The sequence below is a fragment of the Pedobacter sp. MC2016-24 genome, from assembly GCF_015223055.1.
In the GTDB taxonomy this organism is placed as follows: Bacteria; Bacteroidota; Bacteroidia; order Sphingobacteriales; family Sphingobacteriaceae; genus Pedobacter.
In genome coordinates this window covers 223,223-245,284 of record NZ_JADFBX010000002.1, presented here as the reverse complement: position 1 = coordinate 245,284, position 22,062 = coordinate 223,223, and the positions used below count along the sequence as shown (strand labels likewise).

General features: G+C 40.5%; 20 protein-coding genes. 9 read left to right on the top strand and 11 right to left on the bottom strand.

Annotated features, from left to right (window positions below; all coding sequences use genetic code 11):
- Positions 1-2 precede the first annotated feature (2 nt).
- The gene (locus IM797_RS06700; RefSeq protein WP_194126339.1) at positions 3-1,952 is read right to left on the bottom strand and encodes a DUF1800 domain-containing protein; all 1,950 of its coding nucleotides are present in this window, start codon (positions 1,950-1,952) and stop codon (positions 3-5) included.
- Between the two features lie 156 nt (positions 1,953-2,108).
- Between IM797_RS06700 and IM797_RS06695 the strand changes: the two genes are divergently transcribed.
- The 6 genes from IM797_RS06695 to IM797_RS06670 all read left to right on the top strand — a co-directional run bounded on the left by IM797_RS06695 (position 2,109) and on the right by IM797_RS06670 (position 8,654).
- The gene (locus tag IM797_RS06695) at positions 2,109-2,660 is read left to right on the top strand and encodes a fasciclin domain-containing protein (protein WP_194126338.1); all 552 of its coding nucleotides are present in this window, start codon (positions 2,109-2,111) and stop codon (positions 2,658-2,660) included.
- Positions 2,661-2,831: 171 nt separating this feature from the next.
- Positions 2,832-3,713, top strand: a complete 882-nt coding sequence (locus tag IM797_RS06690; protein ID WP_194126337.1) for a cupin-like domain-containing protein — start codon at positions 2,832-2,834, stop codon at positions 3,711-3,713.
- 102 nt (positions 3,714-3,815) lie between these two features.
- Entirely contained in the window at positions 3,816-4,697 is an 882-nt protein-coding gene (locus tag IM797_RS06685) for a cupin-like domain-containing protein (RefSeq protein ID WP_194126336.1), read from the top strand.
- A 79-nt stretch (positions 4,698-4,776) separates the two neighbouring features.
- Positions 4,777-5,874, top strand: coding sequence for a VWA domain-containing protein (locus IM797_RS06680; RefSeq protein WP_194126335.1), 1,098 nt, complete (start codon positions 4,777-4,779; stop codon positions 5,872-5,874).
- 23 nt (positions 5,875-5,897) lie between these two features.
- Complete coding sequence (locus IM797_RS06675; protein ID WP_194126334.1) at positions 5,898-7,391, top strand: sigma 54-interacting transcriptional regulator; 1,494 nt, start codon at positions 5,898-5,900, stop codon at positions 7,389-7,391.
- 21 nt (positions 7,392-7,412) lie between these two features.
- Entirely contained in the window at positions 7,413-8,654 is a 1,242-nt protein-coding gene (locus IM797_RS06670) for a metallophosphoesterase (protein WP_194126333.1), read from the top strand.
- Between the two features lie 60 nt (positions 8,655-8,714).
- Here IM797_RS06670 and IM797_RS06665 read toward each other — a convergent pair whose 3' ends face one another.
- From IM797_RS06665 to IM797_RS06655, 3 genes are all read right to left on the bottom strand, one after another.
- Positions 8,715-9,404, bottom strand: a complete 690-nt coding sequence (locus IM797_RS06665) for a response regulator transcription factor (protein WP_194126332.1) — start codon at positions 9,402-9,404, stop codon at positions 8,715-8,717.
- Between the two features lie 111 nt (positions 9,405-9,515).
- Positions 9,516-11,183: a sensor histidine kinase KdpD gene (locus IM797_RS06660; RefSeq protein WP_194126331.1), complete on the bottom strand. Its 1,668-nt coding sequence runs from the start codon at positions 11,181-11,183 to the stop codon at positions 9,516-9,518.
- A 9-nt stretch (positions 11,184-11,192) separates the two neighbouring features.
- Positions 11,193-13,091, bottom strand: a complete 1,899-nt coding sequence (locus IM797_RS06655; protein WP_228098742.1) for a prolyl oligopeptidase family serine peptidase — start codon at positions 13,089-13,091, stop codon at positions 11,193-11,195.
- Between the two features lie 138 nt (positions 13,092-13,229).
- On the opposite strand from IM797_RS06655, the gene IM797_RS06650 reads away from it, so the two are divergent.
- From IM797_RS06650 to rfbC, 3 genes are read left to right on the top strand one after another with little or no spacing between them, the layout of a single operon-like run.
- On the top strand, positions 13,230-15,041 hold the full coding sequence (locus IM797_RS06650) for a tetratricopeptide repeat protein (RefSeq protein ID WP_194126330.1): 1,812 nt from the start codon (positions 13,230-13,232) through the stop codon (positions 15,039-15,041).
- Positions 15,042-15,056: 15 nt separating this feature from the next.
- Positions 15,057-15,359: a DUF4286 family protein gene (locus IM797_RS06645; protein WP_194126329.1), complete on the top strand. Its 303-nt coding sequence runs from the start codon at positions 15,057-15,059 to the stop codon at positions 15,357-15,359.
- Position 15,360: 1 nt separating this feature from the next.
- A complete protein-coding gene (gene rfbC, locus IM797_RS06640; protein WP_194126328.1) occupies positions 15,361-15,915 on the top strand; it encodes a dTDP-4-dehydrorhamnose 3,5-epimerase in 555 nt (184 codons plus the stop codon).
- A gap of 386 nt (positions 15,916-16,301) precedes the next feature.
- On the opposite strand, the gene IM797_RS06635 is transcribed toward rfbC, so the two are convergent.
- The 7 genes from IM797_RS06635 to IM797_RS06605 form a co-directional block, all read right to left on the bottom strand.
- Positions 16,302-17,144, bottom strand: coding sequence for a flagellar motor protein MotB (locus IM797_RS06635; protein WP_194126327.1), 843 nt, complete (start codon positions 17,142-17,144; stop codon positions 16,302-16,304).
- Positions 17,145-17,192: 48 nt separating this feature from the next.
- The gene (locus IM797_RS06630) at positions 17,193-17,855 is read right to left on the bottom strand and encodes a DUF2461 domain-containing protein (RefSeq protein ID WP_194126326.1); all 663 of its coding nucleotides are present in this window, start codon (positions 17,853-17,855) and stop codon (positions 17,193-17,195) included.
- On the bottom strand, positions 17,852-18,250 hold the full coding sequence (locus IM797_RS06625; RefSeq protein ID WP_194126325.1) for a DUF983 domain-containing protein: 399 nt from the start codon (positions 18,248-18,250) through the stop codon (positions 17,852-17,854). The genes IM797_RS06630 and IM797_RS06625 overlap by 4 nt, the downstream gene beginning before the upstream one ends.
- Positions 18,243-18,488, bottom strand: coding sequence for a hypothetical protein (locus IM797_RS06620; RefSeq protein ID WP_194126324.1), 246 nt, complete (start codon positions 18,486-18,488; stop codon positions 18,243-18,245). The genes IM797_RS06625 and IM797_RS06620 overlap by 8 nt, the downstream gene beginning before the upstream one ends.
- A 116-nt stretch (positions 18,489-18,604) precedes the next feature.
- A complete protein-coding gene (locus tag IM797_RS06615) occupies positions 18,605-19,882 on the bottom strand; it encodes a DUF4302 domain-containing protein (protein ID WP_194126323.1) in 1,278 nt (425 codons plus the stop codon).
- An 11-nt stretch (positions 19,883-19,893) separates the two neighbouring features.
- The gene (locus IM797_RS06610) at positions 19,894-21,174 is read right to left on the bottom strand and encodes a DUF4302 domain-containing protein (protein ID WP_194126322.1); all 1,281 of its coding nucleotides are present in this window, start codon (positions 21,172-21,174) and stop codon (positions 19,894-19,896) included.
- Positions 21,175-21,191: 17 nt separating this feature from the next.
- The gene (locus IM797_RS06605) at positions 21,192-22,040 is read right to left on the bottom strand and encodes a substrate import-associated zinc metallohydrolase lipoprotein (RefSeq protein ID WP_194126321.1); all 849 of its coding nucleotides are present in this window, start codon (positions 22,038-22,040) and stop codon (positions 21,192-21,194) included.
- Positions 22,041-22,062 lie beyond the last annotated feature (22 nt).

Here is a 22,062-nt window from a genome sequence, read left to right as displayed (position 1 = left end):
TGTTAACGTCTTTGAAATTCGGGAGAACCGATGATGATACCCACCACCTGGGCCAGCACATTACTGTTGACTGCAGGAACAGCTTCTTTCTTTTTCTCACTCAGTTCTTCTGCACCAGAAGTGGCGTCCATGCCAGAGAATTTGCTGGATGGCTGTATCACTGGATTTGAATTCGTTGCTGGTGTTTTGGACGCTTGTTTACTGACCTTTTCCGCTACATTGGGGATATTTAACAAGGGCTCCAGCATTTTGTAGTTAGGGTCAAGATTACGTTCCGGCATCACCAGTTTACTATAGGTAGCCAATGCAGCCGTTGCACTTTCAGGTTCCCGCTGGTTATTCAATGCAGCCAGGTTTACCGACACACCAGGAATACGCCCCGAAGTAAGTGCCAATCCAAAGTTCATGCGGTTAAGCAGGGCACCTGTATTGATCCAATACGCACCACGGTCAGGAAAACCTGTTGGTGCCTGGTAATAATAAATCCTTTGTCCCATCCTGGCAATCCAGTTGAAGAGCTGATAAGGCTGATCCACATCAGCATCTAAAGCCCTGACCGCACTGATGGCCAGTTCAAAAGGAGACTTCGTTTTTTGCCTAAGCACTTTGGCATCCCAAAACTCAGGAGCCGACAACATGGTGATCAATACCTGCCTGATGTTTCCATTTTCTGCAGTAAATGTTTTTGCCATTTTTTTGACCAGACTTGCCGGTGGCGTATCACTTACAAAACGGGTTGCTAATTTGGTAGAAATAAACTTGGCTGTGGCCGGATGATGGGCCAGCATCTCTAAAAGTGCGACACCTTCTTCATAGCCACCATTCGCCTCAAAACGTTTTCCCAATACCGTTTTCTCTCCTTTATCATGTCTATTGGGTGTAAATAGAAAATCGCCCTCCCTAACAAAGCCTTTTGCAGCGAGGTTATTTTCTCCGATTTTGGTAACCAGGCCTTTCATGGCACTACCATATCCAGTACTGCTGATCGGATAAATGGTCCATCCCGTTAGTATTCTTGCAGCCTGGGTGACATCAGACTGGGTGTAACCACCATCAACCCCAAGCGTATGCAGCTCCATTACTTCCCTGGCGTAATTTTCATTTAAGCCGGGCGTATTCTTAGCAGGCGCCGCTGGAGCAGGCTGGGTTTTTGCTTTTTGTGCAGTTTCCCCCATCATCATCATGTTCATTCCAGTCCCACCAGCAGGAATGGGTGCGCCCTGACTACTAAAGTTATCCAGGAAGTATAACATGGCAGGGGATTTTGCTGATGCTAAAAGCAACTGATCAAAGTTTCCGGAAACGTTAGGCCTGATGACATCCCTTTCATAGGACGGAATAAACTGGGCACTCTCTCCTTTGGTGAAGGAAACATTAAAGTGATTGAACCAGAAATCCGTCAGTACAGCCTGAACCTGGTTATTGGTATAGGCAGCACGTAAAATATTCTGGGATATAAATTGTTTATATAATTCCTGATCGGACTTTAATCCCTTTTTGACCATATACTCCTGAATCTGGTTGTTGTAAGCTTTTTTATCTATGGCTTTGCCCACAGAATCTTTGCTAATCACACTGTCTTTTATGGCCATTTGAACCACAACAAAACCAGGTGGGTATTTGCTCAATACTTCGGTATTGGTCAGATGAATGGCATCATAGGCTGCCAGCCTTCGGTTTAAGGAATCATCAGGCAAATTGGCATCCATTTGTTTATTGAACCAGTTTTCTAAACCCATTTTCACGACCTCATCAACCTGACCTGGTGTTGCCCCATAGGTAAGTCTGCTTAAAAGATATGCTGCGGCCTGCCGCTTGGTTAGACCGCCGTGTTTATAGGGAAAGCTAAAGGCTACTGCTTTTGAAGGCGGTTTTATTAAAAAAGAAGGTAATGTAAATAGTATTAATGAACATAAAACAGCCGAGCATATCAATCGAAAAAAAAATCTCATGGCATTATTGTTTAGTAGAAGATTGATATTAAGACAATTAAAACGCCCAAATAGTTTAAAAAGTATGAAAAAGAATTTTCAATCACATTTCTGAAATCCGTATTGTTTTTTTTCTCGTAACTGCATTCAGGAACACAAAAACTAAAAATAACTAAAATGAAAAAAATCTTTTTATCCGTTGTTGCCCTGGTAGCCTTGGCTTTCACAACACAAGTTTATGCTCAAAAAAATCCAATGGTAGGCGGAGCAGCCATGTATGCCAACAAAGACATTGTAGACAATGCCGTAAATTCTAAAGACCATACCACATTGGTTGCAGCAGTGAAAGCTGCTGGATTGGTTGAGACTTTAAAATCTGCCGGACCTTTTACCGTTTTTGCACCAACCAATGAAGCTTTTGACAAATTACCTGCCGGAACGGTAGCGACCCTACTGAAACCTGAAAACAAAGCCACTTTAACTAAAGTACTGACTTATCACGTAGTTGCCGGAAAATGGGCTGCTGCTGACATCGACAAAGCGATTAAAAAAGGTGGTGGTAAAGCTGAATTAACTACCGTTGAAGGTGGCAAATTATGGGCCTGGATGGAAGGTAAAAAATTAATGTTGAAAGACGAAAAAGGTGGTACTGCGACAGTGACTATCGCCAATGTAATGCAAAAAAATGGTGTGATACATGTAATTGACACCGTATTGATGCCAAAATAATTTTGATGATTAATAGGTTTGGAAACCGGTGTCAGCAATGACATCGGTTTTTTTATGCTTTAAAAAAGCTGACTTTTGCCTGTGATTTTGTCAGGCTTTTTCAATTTTTCCGACAACTGTATTTACACGTTTTATTTTTATATATTTTTGTTTAATTAACACGGTATTAATATGGAGTTTGACTTATCACCAATCGATGTCGTAAACGATATTTCGAAAGAGGATTTCGAAAAAAACTATCTGAATACACGCAAGCCACTGATCATCAAAAACATGTCTAAAAGCTGGCCGGCTTACGAAAAATGGAATTTAGATTATATGAAGACTGTTGTTGGTGACCGCACAGTCCCCTTATACGATAGTGCCAAAGCAGACCCTGCTAAACCCATCAATGCGGCAGCCGCAGAAATGAAGTTTGCAGATTACATTAATCTGATCAAAGATACACCTACCGATCTGAGAATATTTTTATTTGACCCGATCAAACAGGCACCCAAATTACTGGAAGATTATCGTGCACCTAAAGATTTAATGGGTGGTTTTTTGGACAGCTACCCAAATATGTTTTTCGGAGGTAAAGGTTCAGTGACTTTTTTACATTATGATATTGACCTGGCCCATATTTTCCATACGCATTTCAACGGACGTAAACACGTGATTTTATTTGAAAATAAATGGAAGGAGCGGCTTTACCAGATACCCTATGCTACCTATGCCCTGGAAGACTATGACGTAGAGAAACCAGATTTCAATCAGTTTCCTGCGCTAAAGGGGGTGAAAGGAATAGAAGCTTTTCTGGAGCATGGCGATACCCTGTTTATGCCTACCGGCTACTGGCATTGGATGAAATACCTGGATGGTTCTTTCTCGATCAGTTTACGTGCCTGGGATAAATCACTGGCTGTAAAAGCAAAGAGCTTATATAACCTGACCATTCAGCGTAAATTTGACAATTTTATGAAGGCCAATTTCAGGGAAAAATACATGGACTGGAAGGAGCAGCTGGCGATCAAAAGGGCTAACAAAGCTTTAGCAGCAAATAAGCCATTATAAAATTTAAAGGCATTTGAATTTCTAAATTTTAATTTACATTTGTTTTAAATAAGGTCGGTAAAGGGCATTTAGCTATTCACAGGTATCTTATCTGAAACATATATGAGCTTTATTTTAAAGCCGGTAGACACCGTTGAAAGCATCAGCCCTGCTGATTTTAAGAAGAACTATCTGGATGCCAGACGTCCGTTAATCATTAAAGGCCTGACCAAAACATGGCCAGCCCGCGAAAAGTGGACAACCGATTATCTGAAAGAAATTGGTGGTGATTTACAGGTCAGCTTGATGGATAATTCCAAAGCAGATCCTTCTAAACCGATCAATGCTTCGGTAGCAGAAATGAAATTTGGCGATTATCTGGATCTGATTAAAAGAGAACCTACCGAACTGCGTATTTTCTTTTTCAACCTGTTTAAACATGTCCCTAGTCTGATTAAAGACATCGTGATCCCTAAAGATCTGATGGGTGGCTTTATCGAAAGCATGCCGGCAATGTTCTTTGGTGGCTCAAACTCGGTGACTTTTTTACATTACGACATCGACTTACCACACCTGTTTCACACGCATTTTGGTGGCAGAAAACACATCATCCTGTTTGACAACAAATGGAAAAAAAGGTTGTATTGCATTCCAAATGCAACTTACGCCCTGGAAGATTATGATGTAGCCAATCCTGATTTTGAAAAATTCCCTGCCCTGAAAGGTGTAGAAGGATACGAGGTTTTCCTGGAACACGGGGACACTTTATTTATGCCGACAGGCATGTGGCATTGGATGAAATACCTGGATGGTTCTTTCTCTTTAAGCTTAAGAGCCTGGGACGCATCCATCAGCAGAAAGGCTCAAAGTGTATTCAACCTGGCTATAAAAGGTGGTTTAGACAGCATGTTGAAAATGGCTTTTAAAGCCCCTTATGCAAAATGGAGAGAGCGTTTGGCCATTAAACGAGCCGAACGTGCTTTAGCAGCCGGCGATCCCAAATAAAGGGGGCGCCTTTTTACAAGCAGATAACATTACTGCGCGTTCAAACTTTTATCTTCGATAATTCGTTTATAATGAATACATGAGAGGATTTCAATTTTCCAATTTCAAGCCCGATGATCTGCCCAAAGGTGGATTTGACGAACTGCTCAAATTATTTACCCAGGTGTTGAACTATACCGCTGGTGATGCCGGCGAAGCCCTGGCCTGGATGAATGAACTGGATAAGCAGTACAAGCTGACCACTAATGATTATGGTATGGGCGATTTCATTGATGAGCTGAAACAAAAAGGCTATATCAACGAAAATCCTGCCGATGGAGAAATGCGCATCACGGCAAAAACTGAACAGACCATTCGGCAATCGGCCCTCGAAGAAATCTTCGGCAAGCTAAAAAAAGCAGGACGCGGAAATCACAATACCAATATATCTGGAATTGGTGAGGAGAAGAATGCCGACCGGAGGGAATACAATTTTGGCGATAGTCTGGATCAGATTGACATGACGGCTTCGATTCAAAATGCCCAGGTGAACCATGGGATCGGTGATTTTACCCTGACTGAGCGTGATCTGGAAGTAGAAGAGAAGGATTATAAGACGCTGACCTCTACCGTGCTGATGATCGACATCTCCCACTCCATGATTTTGTATGGGGAAGATCGGATTACACCCGCAAAAAAGGTAGCGATGGCTTTGGCCGAACTCATTAAAACCCGTTATCCAAAAGACACCCTGGATATTGTTGTTTTTGGAAACGATGCCTGGCCAATCAGCATTAAAGATCTTCCTTATTTACAGGTTGGCCCCTATCACACCAATACCTTTGCCGGATTGGAACTCGCCGCAGATCTATTGCGTCGCAGGAAGACGCACAACAAACAAATTTTTATGATTACCGATGGCAAACCCACCTGCTTAAAAGAAAATGGGCGTTACTATAAGAACAGCATGGGACTTGACCGGAAAGTCATCAGTAAAACACTGAATATGGCCGCACAGTGTAAACGGCTCAACATTCCAATCACAACATTTATGATTGCACAGGACCCTTATTTACAACAATTTGTACGCGAATTTACCCAGGTAAATGGTGGCAGGGCTTTTTATAGCTCTTTAACAGGTTTGGGTGAATATATTTTTGAAGATTATATTAAGAACAGAAGGAAAACAGTAAGGTAACAGTCCTCGACTAAAAAACAAACATGAGCTATATCAACATAAAAACACTTGGAGAATTAAAAGCTTCTGGCTACAAATCTCTTCCCGTAAAGGACGAACTTCGAAAAAACCTGATCAAACAACTTCAGGATAAAGATGCTGGATTTGAAGGTATCCTGGGCTACGATGAAACGGTTATTCCGGAATTGCAGACCGCAATTCTATCGAGGCACAACATTCTCCTGCTTGGTTTACGTGGCCAGGCAAAAACCCGTATTGCCCGCCTGATGGTGAATTTACTGGATGAGTATATTCCTTATGTAACTGGCAGCGAGATTTTTGATGACCCGCTCAATCCGATATCCTGGTATGCCAAACACGAAATTCTGATCCATGGTGACAATACACCCGTAAGCTGGCAGCACCGCTCCGAGCGTTATACGGAGAAATTAGCTACGCCTGATGTGACTGTAGCGGATTTAATTGGCGATGTGGACCCGATTAAGGCTGCTACGTTAAAACTAACCTATAATGACGAGCGTGTCATCCACTTTGGATTGATACCAAGGGCACACCGCAGCATATTCGTCATCAATGAATTGCCGGATTTACAGGCACGTATTCAGGTGGCTTTATTTAATATGCTCCAGGAAAAGGATATCCAGATCCGCGGCTTTAAACTCCGGTTGCCTTTAGACGTTCAATTTGTATTTACGGCAAATCCTGAAGATTATACCAATCGCGGTTCTATCGTAACCCCTTTGAAAGATCGTATTGAAAGTCAGATCTTAACCCACTACCCTAAAACCATTGCGATTTCCAGAAAAATCACTTTCCAGGAGGCCAGGATTAGTCCGGAGCAAACCCAAAATATTGAAGCTGACGGACTGGTTAAGGATTTAGTGGAGCAAGTGGCTTTTGAGGCCAGAAAAAGTGAATATATCGATCAGAAATCTGGCGTTTCCGCTCGTCTGACCATCTCTGCTTATGAAAACCTGATCAGTACTGCAGAGCGCAGAATGCTGGTTAACCGTGAAAAAAGCACTGTGGTCAGGTTATCAGACCTGGTTGGGATTATTCCTGCGGTAACCGGAAAAATAGAATTGGTTTATGAAGGAGAATTGGAAGGACCAGCAAAAGTAGCCAATACATTAATTGGGAAAGCTGTAAAAGCTTTATTTGCCCGTTATTTCCCGGATCCTGAAAAAGCCAAGAAAAGCAAATCTGCCAATCCGTATTTATCCATCACAGAATGGTTTACAGAAGGCAACACTTTAGACATTTCAGATCAGCTCACGGCAGCTCAATACAAGAAAGAACTGATGAAAGTGGATGGCTTATACGATATGGTTAAAAAGTTTCATCCCAAGCTGAGTGCTAATCAGACTTTGCTGTTGATGGAATTTGTATTGCATGGGCTGGCGGAATACTCCCAGTTAAATAAGAAATTTCTGGATGGTGGGTTTGGGTTTTCAGATATGTTTGATAGCTTATTTAACATCGATGCTGAAGCGGATGAGGAAGACGACTTCAGGTAAAATAAATTTATAACAGACCTTATGGGCAGATTACCCCTCATTATATTCTTATCCGTTTTTTTACTGACCTTCGATTATTATTGCTTCAAAGCAATTTTAGCTGTATTTAAAAACTGGAAACCACGCACCAAACGCATATTTAGTATAGTATGGTGGGGCTATACCGCCTTTTTAGTAGTTGGAATATTTTCTTCCATTTATTTGAACCTCTTCCTTACGGTACGGGCAATCATTATGGTGGCCTTCTTTTTAACCGTTGGCTGTAAGTGCGTCATGCTTCCATTTCTGCTGATTGATGATTTACGGCGTGGCCTAATCAAATTATCAAGGTGGCGCAAAAAAGAGGCATTGCCCTCAACATCGGCCGAGCCGATCAGCCGTTCTGCTTTTATTGTCAAAGCTGGATTATTGACCGCCTCAGTGCCGCTGGCATCTTTAAGCTGGGGCATTGTATCTGGTGCCTATGACTATAAAATCAAACGTAAGACGATCATTTTACCCAATCTGCCCAAAGCTTTTGACGGTATCCGCATGGGACAGATCTCGGACATCCATTCTGGAAGTTTTTATAACCGGAAGGCCGTAAATGGTGGTGTGGATATGCTACTCGCAGAAAAAACTGACTTCATTTTCTTTACCGGAGATCTGGTGAACGACATGGCCAGCGAAATGCGCGATTATCAGGACATTTTTACCCGGGTAAAAGCTCCGCTTGGTGTGTACTCTACATTGGGAAATCACGATTATGGTGATTACCATTTTGGAAAAGGTCCTTCTCCTGCTAAAGCGAAAAACCTTCAGGATGTGATTAAAACACACAAATTAATGGGTTGGGACTTGTTGATGAATGAAAACAGACGTTTAAAAGTAGACGGTGAAGAGATTGGCATTTTAGGTATCGAAAACTGGGGTATGGGTAGGTTTCCTAAATATGGACGCATGGATCTTGCTGTTAAAAACACGGACGACCTGCCTGTTAAATTGTTACTGTCGCACGACCCTTCGCACTGGCGAGGCCAGGTGCTTGAGCAATATCCCCAAATAGACATCATGTTTAGCGGCCATACGCATGGCATGCAGTTTGGCGTGAGGACCAAAGATTTCCAATGGAGCCCTATTCAATACATTTACAAAGAATGGGCGGGATTATACCAGGAACAAAAACAACAGCTGTATGTTAATGTAGGCTATGGTTTCCTCGGCTATCCCGGAAGAGTTGGGATATTGCCTGAAATTACCATATTTGAGTTTAAAAGAGCATAGTGCATAAAAAAGGGCCTGATCTTAACTGATCAGGCCATTTTTCGTGTCTTAACATTCCCTTTAAGCCGGATTAAAACGATAGCCAACCCCCCTTACGGTTTGCAGCAATTGCGGATTATCCGGGTTAAGTTCAATCTTTTTACGCAGACGTACAATGTGCATATCCAGTGTTCTGGTATTCACATCAGAATTGTAACCCCATACCACCAGCATCAATTCATCGCGGTTGATCACTTTATTTGGATTACGCAGGAAATACAATAAAATCCTGTTTTCCAGGATGGTCAATTCAATCTTTTTTCCATTTCTAAACAAGGTATGGATATTGGGATGGTGTTCCATATTGCCGAAACGATGAATTTCGGAACGGTCGTTGTTGATGATAAACTTCACTTTGCTTTCCAGCATGGCCACCAAAACATCCATATTAAATGGTTTAGTCACATAATCAGATACACCAAAATTATAAGCATCAATCTTGTCTACATCCTGTGCTTTGGCGGTCATCATGATGATCAGATTGTCAAAGCCTTGCTTACGAACATCTGCACACACTTCTGCCCCCTGTTTTCCTGGCAACATCCAGTCCAACAGCACAATATCTGGTTGCTCGGCCAAAATGGTTTTCTCTGCAGCTTCTCCATCCCCTACCTCCAATACTTCATATCCTTCAGATTTTAAACGATGAACAACTAAAAAACGCAAGTTCTCGTCATCCTCAACGATTAATATTTTAATTCCCTTCGACATATCTTCTTAATTTATAGTTCTCTAATTTCTTTATTTGTTATGCCTTTTACTTATTCCCATCCTGAAATAAATTCAGGATGACGGCAGTGGTAACTAAATCCTGGGTAGCACTTAATCGTTATATGGCAACACGATTTTAAATTCAGTACCTTTATTTACCCGGCTTTTGACTGTAATTTCACCCTTCATAAAGTTAACCAGTTCCTTACAAAAAGCCAAACCAAGTCCAACACTTCCATTTTGGTTGTATTGGTTTTGTATCCTAAAAAACTTCTTAAATATATTATTAATTTCTGAAGCCGGGATACCGATCCCCTGATCTGTAAATCTGAATACCACTTTACCTTTAATCAACCTGGCGCTAATGTGGAGTTTCTTACGTTCCGCAGGCGAGTACTTATAGGCATTCTCTGCCAGGTTATCGAACAGACTACCCAATAACACCGGATCGGTAATGAAAGTTTTAAAGCCGCTAACCTCATAACTCAGGTTAAAATCCGGGTGTTTTAAGCGGTGAGATTCGACGGTACTTTCAATAAAATCATGAACATTGATTTCATCACGGTTCAGCTCTATCGCTTTATTTTCGATCTGGGTAAAAGCCAGGAGTTTATTCATTAAGCCATTTAACTTATCGGCCTCTTCATCCAGTATCCGTCCATACATGCCCAGTTCCCTTTCGGTCAGGGATGCTGCACTTTTAATGTTATTTCCGGCAATTTTAATGACACTGACCGGCGTCTTAAACTCATGTGTCAGGTTGTTCACAAAGTCGTACTGAAGCTTAAACATTTTCTGATTGATATTCAGGTTGCGGTAAATAAGGAAAGCAACCAGCACCAGGATGCTGTAAAAAACCAGAATGGCCAGGGCAATTGGCCAGAAATAACTTCGGATTTCCTTATCTAGAAAGGATTTGGAGGACATGAAGTACAGTTTAAAGTCAGAAAAGGGCCCGGGTAAGGTAATTTCCGTACTCAGGTAAGCTTCGGATGTCTCCAGTGGATCGTAAGTTAAAGGTTGTATTTTAATGAACTGATACAGCTTTGGCCGGGAATTGATGATCTTGATTTTATAAGGATCCAATTGAAAAGAAAGCATATCCTGCTGATAAACAGGCTTTGGATCAAGATTTTTTCGGATCATTTCTTTATAAATCTTTAAATCTTCAATTCTGGGGATATTGAGGTAAGTGATTTTATTGGACCGTACATTGCTAAAGGCACTAAAAAGCTCATCCTGGCTTGGTACATGCGTGGTATCCAGGCTTTCCAGATAGGAAACCAGTTTCAGTGCCAGTGCGTTAAAATCATCCCCAACTACAAAGCTACGTTTGTTTTTCCTGGAAAAAAGCTGGATGGAATCATTGGGTACCAGGCTGCCAAACTGATAAATATTTTTAGGACCAAAAGAAAACTTACCGATATTGAGTCCGTCACTAACCGGGGTATTTCCGACTTCAGAATCGTAAAAAATCACCTTAGAAACAAAAGGGTATTCCAATTGCACCGTATCTACAAAATGAGAGGCTGTTGCAGAGTCGAGATAACCGTTGTAATAAGAAACTTCCGGTAGCTTTTTCTGAAAAAAATCATTGTAAGGTTTGATACTTTGCTCCAGTACATTGACTTTTTCCGAGGCAAAATCATTCTCTACATATTTGGTGCTGAAACGATAAGCAAGACCGAGTGAAAGCAGGAACAATACCGACATCAGACCGATGAATGTAAGGATCAGTAAAAAATTCTTCCGATAGCCGCCTTTTTTCCCTAAAGTCATGCTTTTGATTTACTTACGTTTTAGATTGATGTTCAAAAACTCCTCTAATGTAGTATAAAACTTCCGTCTGCTTTCCTGATTTTTTCCAAAAATGGTATCTCCTTCGTTTTCGAGATAAGTCACACTGATGCCCCGCTTTTTCAGATTCTTGACAAACTGTATGGTTTCTCCGGAATTGTTGCCCGGGTCTTTAATGTTTTGAGCAACAAATACAGGTGCATTGAATTTATCCGTCTGAAATAAAGGTGAAGCCTGGCGCATTCTATCCACTTCTGTTAAGGGATTGCCGATAATTTCATAGAACATTTGCAGGTTCGGCTTCTGATAAGGCGGTATGGATTTCAGATAGGTGAATAAGTTGATCACCCCGGCATTTGAAGCCGCACAAGCATAAGTACCCTGGTTTAAATACAAGCCGTTTAAGGCAATAAAACCACCAAACCCGGTTCCGTATATCCCTACACGTTTCGGATCGGCTATGTTACGGCTAATGAGCCATTGTACCCCATCGTAAATGTCATCCTGGATCTTGCCGCCCCACTCTTTGAAACCGGCGGCGACAAACTTCTTACCATAACCTGATGAACCCCGGTAATTGATTTGAAATACGGCATAACCCCTATTTGCCAAAAACTGCACCTCAGGATTGTAGCCCCATAAATTACGGTCGCCGGGACCATCATGAGGCAGTACCACTACGGGCAGGTGCTCTGCTTTTTGATGAAGCGGCAGGGTCAGATAACCATGAATGGTTAAGCCATCACGACTCGTGAAGCTGACAGGCTTCATTTCACACATTTCAGCTTCATGAATGGAGGAATTGAAATCACTCAGCTTCCTCAGCTGCCCAGTATTGGCAAAATACAGGTAATAAGAGCCTGGATTTCGATCGGTAAAAGACCTGAGGATAAATACATTTTCAGCATTGTCTTTATCAAAGATCCGGGTTTCTGTTTTGGGCAGGAGCTTATCCAGGTTATCGTAAAATAATTTTACAGAATCGTTCAGGAAATGTTTTTCCTTTTTCCAGGTTTCAAACACCACGAAAGACATTTTCTGCTTTTTCCTGGAATATTGTGCATCGGTAATATTCAGGGTATCATTACAATACATGTTTTTCAATTCCTTACCTGTATTGCAGTCAAATTCAACCAAAGCACTTTTATCCCGGTTCACATTGGAAATGGCATAAATGATATTGGGTTTACTGTGTGAGAAGGCAATAGGCCTGAAAGTATCTTTAAAGTTGCTGGTCAGCACCGGTCTGAAAGCTTCACTCTCCTGATTGCGGTACAGTATGGTGGTATTGACCCCATCGCTGCTCATGGCCAGCCTAAGTTTGCCATCGGCATCGGTACGCCAATCTACAATGTTACCCGGATTGCGCGCCGCCATTTCCATATTGCCATTTCGCACATTTAAACGGTACACGTCAAATACGGTCGAATCTCTCTTATTAGACGAAACCAACAAATACTTATTGTCGATCAACTGGTCATCCAGTACTTTTAACCGGCTTTTATCACTACTCAATAGCTGGCGCTGATGCCCGCCATTTTTATCAATGATAAAAACATCCGACTGCGATTTTGCGGCATCAACTTCTTTGTAGTAAATCAATTCGTTATTACTTACCCAGAAATAGAACACAATGCGCTTATCTCCCAAACTTGTTACATTTTTCCCTGCTCCGGTTGCGATATCCTCGATGTAAATATTCTGTTCGGTGCCTTGTAGCTTAAGGTAAGAGAGGTACTTTCCATCCGGAGACAAGCGGTATGCAATCTTATCCTGAGACTTAAAAAAATCGTCCACAGGAATTGTTCTGGCCTTTTCATTCTGCTGACAAGCGGAACAAAGGGCCATTACAATCAGGAAAATATATCTTTTAAATCCAATCATATCCATTCTTAGGTACAAAGCTACACAACACGGGCTTTGCAAACGGGCTATACACCAATATTGTTACTTTAGTCATTCCTCATCTTGCCTGTAAGGAAGTGATTTAAAATCATTAATTTTAGATTCTGGAATTTAAAATTACCAATGAAACAACTCTATATAATCGTTTTATGTTGCTTTGCCAGTCTGCTATGCCGGGCTCAGCAAAACGTAGACGATGCGCTGGCCTACCGATACTACCAGCAGGGACAATATCAGGAAGCCGCAGTACTGCTTGAAAAGCTATTTAACCGTACAAAAAGTGACAGCTATTTTGAGATGTACCTGAACAGCTTACTGAAATTAAAGAAATTTGATGACGCGGAAAAAACGGTTAAGAAGTTAATACGTCAGGACACAAAGAACTTGCAGTACAGCATTGCCCTGGCACGTATTTATCAGGAAAAAGGACAAACTGAGGTAGCCAACAAAATGTATCTCCAGGCGGTCAACAACTTACCCGCAGATGAGTTTAAAATCAGAGAAGTAGCCAATTATTTCTACAATTTCCTGAACTATGACCTGGCCATTGCTACATTTTTGCAAGGCAGAAAAATATTAAATAACAGCAAATTATTTTCTTACGAGGTACTGAGCATTTATCGGTTTAAAAAAGATAAAAACATGCTGATCCAGGAATACATCAATGTATTGCCAGAGATGCCTCAAATGTTACCACAAGCAGAAAGCGTATTGGCCTCCGTATTTGAAAGCAATGCCGATTATCAGATTTTGCAGGGTGCTTTGTTAAAAAAGATCCAGAAAGATCCTGAGACGGAAGTGTATACGCAATTGCTGATTTGGCAATACCTGCAACAACAAGATTATGAGATGGCACTTCGGCAATTGATTGCGCAAGATAAGCGACTGAAAACCGATGGCGCAATTTTGTTCAATACTGCAAACACTTTTTTAGCCAATCAGGCTTATCCCACAGCGATTAAAGCTTTTGAGTACCTGGTGACCAAGGGAAAGGAAAATCAGTTTTACTTACCTGCCAAAATTGCCTTAATCAATACCAGATATGAACTTGTGGTGGCCGGAAAATATGATCAGAAGGCCGTTAGCGATCTTGCGGCCGAATACCAGGGGATATTGGATGAATATGGCAAAACACCTCAAACAATTTTTGCTTTAAAAAAGTGGGCGAACCTACAGGCATATTACCTGAACAACCTGGACAAGGCTGAAAAAGGATTAGAAACAGCACTGACTATCCCTGGAATAGCGGCATCTGAAATCGGGCAGATTAAATTGGATTTGGGCGATATTTACATCTTGACGCAACAACCCTGGGAAGCTATTTTAGTCTACGAGCAGGTAGCCAAAGATTTCGACAATCAGGCCATCGGCAATGAAGCCAGATACCGGACAGCCAAACTATCATTTTACCAGGGTAATTTTGCTTATGCCAAATCACAGGCAGATGTTTTGAAAGTGGCCACCTCGCAACTCATCGCCAATGATGCCCTAAACCTGAGTCTGCTGATCTCAGACAATACACAATCTACCGTAGACAGCAATGCCCTAAAAATGTATGCTGATGCAGAAATGCTGCAATTCAGAAACCTTCCTGCCAAAGCTTTGGTCAAATTGGATAGCATTGCCATTGCTTTTCCGGGGAATGGCCTGGCAGATGCCATACTGATGACGAAATCAAAGATTTATCTCAAACTCAACGAACCTGATCAGGCTATTGCTGCACTTAAAGCCATCATTGAAAAACAAAACAGCAGCAGCATCTGGGCGGATGACGCCTTGTTTACCCTGGCCGACATTTACGAGAAAAACGGGAAGGATATTGAACAAGCCAAGGTTTTGTACCAGAAGTTGATCAATGATTATCCGGGTAGCATGTTTAGTACAGAAGCGCGTAAACGTTTCCGGAAACTTCGGGGAGATAATATTGGTGCATAGTGTTATCTTTGTCCCATGCTTTTATACAATGTAACTACGATAATTGAAGATACAGCGGCAGAACGCTGGCTTCAATGGATGCAGGAATACCACATCCCGGCCGCGATGGAATCGGGCAAATTTGTTTCTCATCGCCTGCTTCGCGTATTGGACTCACCTAATGAGGGTGTAACTTATTGCACACAATATATCGTTGAACATATGGCCGACTACCTGGATTTCCAGGAGAATTTCGGTCCGGCACTTCAGGCCGAGGAAACCCAAAATTTCGAAAATCAACTGGTATCATTCAGAACTTTAATGGAATATATTGCTTAATATGAATATTATACAAACACCAATCGCTGATCTGCTGGTTATTGAGCCCAAGGTTTGGAAAGACAACCGTGGTTATTTTTATGAAAGCTACAATGCAAAATTGCTTGGGGATGCAGGCGTTGATGTTGCCTTTGTACAAGACAACCAGTCTTTCTCACAAAAAGGGACATTGAGAGGCTTACATGCACAAAAAGCACCTTTTGCCCAGGGTAAACTGGTTCGGGTAATTCAGGGCCGTGTTTTGGATGTCGCTGTTGACATTCGGAAATCATCTCCAACCTATGGACAGCATTTTTCAATTGAACTAAGCGGAGAAAACCACAAGCAGTTGTGGGTACCACCAGGGTTTTTACACGGGTTTTTAACGCTTGAAGACAATACCATTTTCACCTATAAGGTGAGTAATTATTACGATAAAGACGCTGAAATTGGCGCCATGTGGAATGATGCAGATTTGAACATCAACTGGAGTGAAGAGATTGCTTTGACGGATTTGCTGCTTTCTGATAAAGATCAGGTACTGCCTGCTTTTAAAAATTTGGAAAGTCCGTTTTAGTAATTAAAAAGAATTTGATTGCGTATTCTTTTTAATTACCTTAGTATGAACATTAAACGCTTCATCATGCTAAAAAATAAATTAGTTTATTACATTTTGATATTCGCTCCACTACTCGTCCTTTTTATGTTAGGAAGAGATCAAGCAATATCTGCCCAGGTATTTGTAATTTTTCTTTTTGTATATATTTTCATATACAGAAAATTCACTGATATATACAGATTGATACAAATTAATGCACTAACTAAAGAAGACAGTCTTAAATATTATCTACCCTGGAGAGTTATTTCGGCTAAGTTTTTCAAACCGCTGTATTTTTAACTAATAATTCCAAGTAAAAAAGGTCTTTTGTAAATTACAAAAGACCTTTTTTATTTTAATATGAATTACTGTTTAATCAAATCGTACAACTCATCCAGTTTAGGAGAGAGTACAATCTCAATTCTTCTGTTCTTACTTCGGCTTTCGGCACTGGTATTGGGGCCTAAAGGCTGAAATTCACCTTTACCAGTAGCCGTCATTCTAACAGGCTCTACTTTGGCAACCTCAGTCAGGTATCTTACTACTGAAGTAGACCTCAATACACTCAAATCCCAATTGTCTTTGATCTGGCCCAGGTTGTTAATTTTCTGCGAATCCGTATGTCCCTCAACTGCAATGTTAATTTCAGGCTGTTGCTTAAGTACTTCTGCCAGTTGCGTTAAAGCCTGTTTACCTTTTTCATCGATGATGATACTTCCTGAAGGGAATAACAACTTATCAGTCAGGGAAACATATACTTTTCCGTTTTTAATTTCAACGGTTAGTCCATTTTTGGTAAAGCCTAACAAAGCCTGTTGTAATTTTTCTTTCAGCTGATTGGTTGCTGCATCACGCTTACGCAAAATCTCCTCTACTTCTTTTAGTCGTTGTTCACGTTTCTTCAAGTCGGCAGACAGCTTATTGATCTCATTAGAGCTATTGCTACGCAGTTTGGAGTAGTTGTTGTCCATATCTGAGTATTTGCTCTTTAAATCGTTTAAAGCACTACTTAAACCGGTTGTATCTTTACGAAGTTTAGCAATCAGACTTTCCAGATTTTCATTCTTAAGCTGGGATTCAGTCCAGCCATTGTTTAAGGAGTCTTGTTTAGACAATAATGCTTTGTACTTTTTTGGGGATAAGACAACACAGGCACTGAATGCTGAGGCAAACAATCCCGCAAATAAAAATAAAATGATTCTCTTCATTTCTTGTATTCAGGTTTTATGTGTGACAGGTTTGGAAGGCTGCAGAAATTAGGGTGCTACAGCTTTTCTCAAAAATAAAATAAACGGATAAACACTTTCAAAAGCATTTTTCAATTGATTAACGATCGCTGGCTTAAAAAATTCTTCGTCCTTAATGGGAAAAGTAGCAATAAAGCTTTTCAATTTTAAAAGTTCGATTTGGGGATGATCGCTTTCATAGCCTTTAGGGGCTTTTTTCAATTTATCTTCCTGACTTAATTGAAAGGTATTTTTAAAAGACCTGGCTTCGATAATTTCCAAAAACTCCGAAGTATTGTAATCAATCTCTTCGCGAATCTTTTTCAGGTCAGCCGCCTCAGGCATCCAGAAACCAGCACCAAAAAAGCAACTTCCAGGTTGAATATGCAAGTAATAACCTGGTTCGTTGACCCCCTTTCCTTTCACCGCGAAGGAAATTCCGTAATTGTTTTTGTAAGGATCTTTGTTTTTACTGAACCGTACGTCACGATAAATCCGCAGCAGACACTTCTTCGCAGATGTTTCTACCGAAAATTCAGGATCAGCTGCTGCCAATAAAGGAATCAGCTTTTCTACAAATTGCAATACATCTGCTTTTGCAACTTCATAGCGGTCTTTATGTTCGGCAAACCATTCTCGGTTGTTGTTGTTTGCAACATCGGTAATAAAGGCAAGGGTTTCTGGTTGTATCATGGCTTATCGTAATAGGCGTTGTATTTTATTTTTGGAGATAGCCAATGTAATAAAATCACCCTGGAATAGCGATAATTGAAGGGTGCTAAAAGTAAACATCCTGTAAAAATTACACCAATGTAAAGCCAGAAAGATTCAAAGGCCAGATTACCACCGGATAAAATATACGTAGCGACGCCTAAACTGATCATCTCGGCGCAGTTCATTGCATAACTGACATACATGGCGGCATAGAAATAACCAGGCTCTATTTCAAAGCGCTGAGCGCAGTGCGGACAAACGGTATTGGTATGTTGTATATTGAATCCGTACATGCTGCCGGTGAAAATATCGCCTCTGCGACATTGCGGGCACTTACCATGCACAATGGCGTACAACTTGGTTGTTTTACTCATATCTTACTGATTTTTTACGGTACTTTAAATACCATAAAACACCAAGTGCACCGATCATGAGGTAAGGAATGGCCATGAGATAAAGAACACCTGTATTGATTCCTTTTGTTTGTGTATTGCCATTTGCTGCACCTTGTTCTGCGTTAATGGTACACATGGAACATTGGGCACTGGCTGTATTGCTTACCGAAATGGCAGACAGTATGACAAAAATGAAGACAAATGCGATCCTTTTCATGTTTACAAATATAAGTAAAGAACGTTAATGCCGGGTAATGAATTGTGAAGAGCTGGTCATTAAATGAAAAAAGCCGGACATTCGTCCGGCTTTGATTATGAGCAATTAATTCGATATTAATGAAAAGAAATCCAAGCAGTTGCATCCCTAGCATTAACTAGATCATATGTATTCGCCCCAGTTATTGCTGTTGTAGGGATTACATAAAATCCTTCCGCTTGCGTGATTACTGTAGTATAGCTAATAACACCGGCGGTGATTGTCGCATTAGTTGAAGTTCCGGCATATCCTGCCAGTTTACAGAAAAGTTTTCCATCTGCAGGAGTTGTGCATGTGAAAGCAGGTAAATAGCCATAATATCCTGTTGCCAAATATAACCGCAATGAACTATATGATGCAGTACCTATTGTCACCTTAGCAACAAAATCCAATGAAGAAAATCCGGAAAGACTAGTCGTTCCAAGCCCATCTGCTACACCATTGATTGTAAAACCAGTAAAAGACTCTGCATATGTTCCTTGCGGCGGTTTGGAGATGAAAGTAGCAGCAGCAGTTTTATTTACTGCTACTGGTGAAATTTCATTCGTAAGCGTTGCTGCGGCCCCACCTGAAGTAAGCGTTGCAGTACTTGAAGCCACATCTACAGCCAAATTTTCAATGGAAGAGATCTTATTCGCACCATCGACAAAAGGAGTTGTTAAAACTACACCACTATTTGTGTAATAAATCTTACTTTTAAAAGTGGCCCAATCTGTTCCATTACTATACATAAAAATTAATGACTTAGTAGGGATGTCGAACATAATATCATAACTCTTTCCTCCAGTAGTTAATCGTTTAAAGTATTTTTTAAACTTATTCAGGTTGTCTATCGAGGTAAAAACTGTTCCCATTTTTCCAGCCAGATAGTCATCGCCAACCGCTTTAGTTACTTTAACAAGCTTGAGCTTCGTACCAGTAGCGTTCCCTGACAACTTTAAAGTATCACCCACACTCATTTTATAAGTATATGATGTATCTGCTGCAATTCCTGCCGCAAAAAGACTAAAGTTTCCAGTTTTACTAAAGCTCAAAACAGAATTTGTTTGGCTGATGGCCAAAGTGTACTTGGTATCTTTTGGAGTGGTGGCATTAGTCACGTTGTTATCGCTAACAAATTTTGCGTTATTTGAACCGTCCAATTTAATGTATCCAGCATATATTGGGCCGGCTGTAGTTTCAATAATCATTTGAAAACCATCCGTCCCAGTTGCCATCGCTTTTTTAAAATCTTCAAATCTAACAGCCGGGTCAGGAAAAGATTTCTCAATCTCATAACTGACAACCCGATCTTTTTTACAAGCAGAGAAGCCTATAAACAAGACCATCATGTATAATATATTTTTCATTTTCATTTTTCTAAAGATTAATAGAATCTAATCCAATTTTTCGCATCTTTCACACTTACAAGGTCAAAGCTGTTTAACCCTGTCTCGAACACATAGTATCCTTGTGCTTCAAGTAGCTGCGTCCTAACAGCGGTAACAATAGCAGCACCCGCTGCTCCCGGGCTTGTCCCAAAAGCACCAGCATACCCATATAATACAAGCTTTCCATCTGCAGTCATCCTGTTTAAAAATGCAGGAGCATAAGAGGCAACTTTTCCCGCAGTATTGGTATAGTAAAAAGCCAAAGCATCATATCCCTGAGCGTAGTTAAAATTATATTCAATACCAAGGTAACCAGGAATATTGGTTACTTTTTGAGCGTTTTCCACACCGTTCATAGTAAAGCCAAAATCACTGGTAAAAGCATAACCTGAAGAAACCATACGCCTTGGGGCATCCAAATCTATAGCCAGCGGAGTAGCTTCATTTGTTGTCGAAGCTGACGTCTTACCTGCAACCATGGTCATGGTTTTTGTTGCATCATTTACAATAAAATCATGGAACTCTGCAATCACAACCTCTCCGTCAACAAATGGCTTTCTTAACACGATACCGGTCGCAGCCGTTGCGTATTCTGTAGTGAAGCGGGTAAATACTCCATTATTCATATAATAAAAACTAATGGTGTGCATACTTGTATTGATAGTAGTATTGTATTTTTTCCCGCCTATCGTCAATAGGTTATAATAATAAGAGAACGTATTTAGTTTCCCAATTAAAAGATTTGTATTGAATGCCTTTGAGATATAATCATCACCCTGGTCAGCTTGTGCCCTTACCAATACCAGATCACTTTTATTGAAGTTACCCAATAATTTTATCGTATCTGGACTAGAGGAAATGAATGAAAATTCAAAATCTGACTCTTTTCCGTTTCCAGTTGCAGAGCCACCACTAATCGCAGGATCTGGATCAGCAATAATATTCAAATACGTGTAAGTATCAAAGTAAAGTGAAGGCAACTGAGCTGCACGTAAACGATACGAACTCTCCTTCGGAGTAGTAGAATAAGCACTTTTCAGATCAGAATAAGTAACCACCCGGTTATTTTTATCAAATTTAAATTTGAAAGTATATCCACCTCCACCTTTTGGATATAAATAACCAATCCACCCATTCGGCGAGCCTATCAACTGATCCTGATACGCCGTCAACACCTCTGTTAAACGCTCGTCAGGTCTTTTATCCGGTTCATTATTAATTTTTTTACAGGCGCCTAAACTCATCAACAGCAACCCATATAGTAATATCTTTTTCATGTTCAATTAGGTTAAAATTATTGACTGATGGCTATAAATGCAGCTTTGATTTCAGCTTGCAATGCCCTGAAATCTATTTTGTAAGCAGTACGGTAATAATCAACAACCATAGCTTCTTTAGTTCTTAACGTAGTAGCCGCATAACCTGGGTTAGCAGCAACCATTGCATCAAATGCAGTTTGTCCTTCAACAAGCAAATAAGCAATAGTTTCTACCCAATCGTCATCCGCTCCAACCTTTGCATAGGCTGTAACTAAACCCTGGGCATTTGCCTGAACATTTGTCGTATTGAACCAGCTTGAAGTATAGTATTGCTCACTTATTTTCTTAAAATCTCTGGGGTAGTTAATATTCTGATGTAAAATATGTCCAAACTCATGATTAATTGTATGCAACATTTGTTTAACAATTGGTGCATTCTTACGATCATAGGAGTTTGCAACAAGTAATGAAATACGTTTGCCACCTTCTGCTTCTCCTAAGGTAATTGTTCCATCAGAATTGTATTCTGCACTACCAATTAATACAAGTTGCTTCGGAGCCAGTTGCCTCATGAATTCCATTCCAGCCAGTTTTTGATAAGGTTGAATCCAGATCTTCTGAGTAGCCTCAAGTACGGGAATAACTACGGCCTCATCAACAGGAGCCATATTTTTATTATACTTAGTTTCCCATGGATCCCATTTGTATTTTACCTCAATATTCAATGGGTCTGTAAAATTCGTTTTTATATAAGCATCAAGTGCACCAGGCACCCAATAATCACCTCCCAGGCCAACAATAGGTGTATCTGGTAGTGTTTCTTTTTTACATGAGTTTAATATGATACACATTAAACAAATCATGATAACTGATATCTTTTTCATATCTGATAATTTCTAAAGTAAT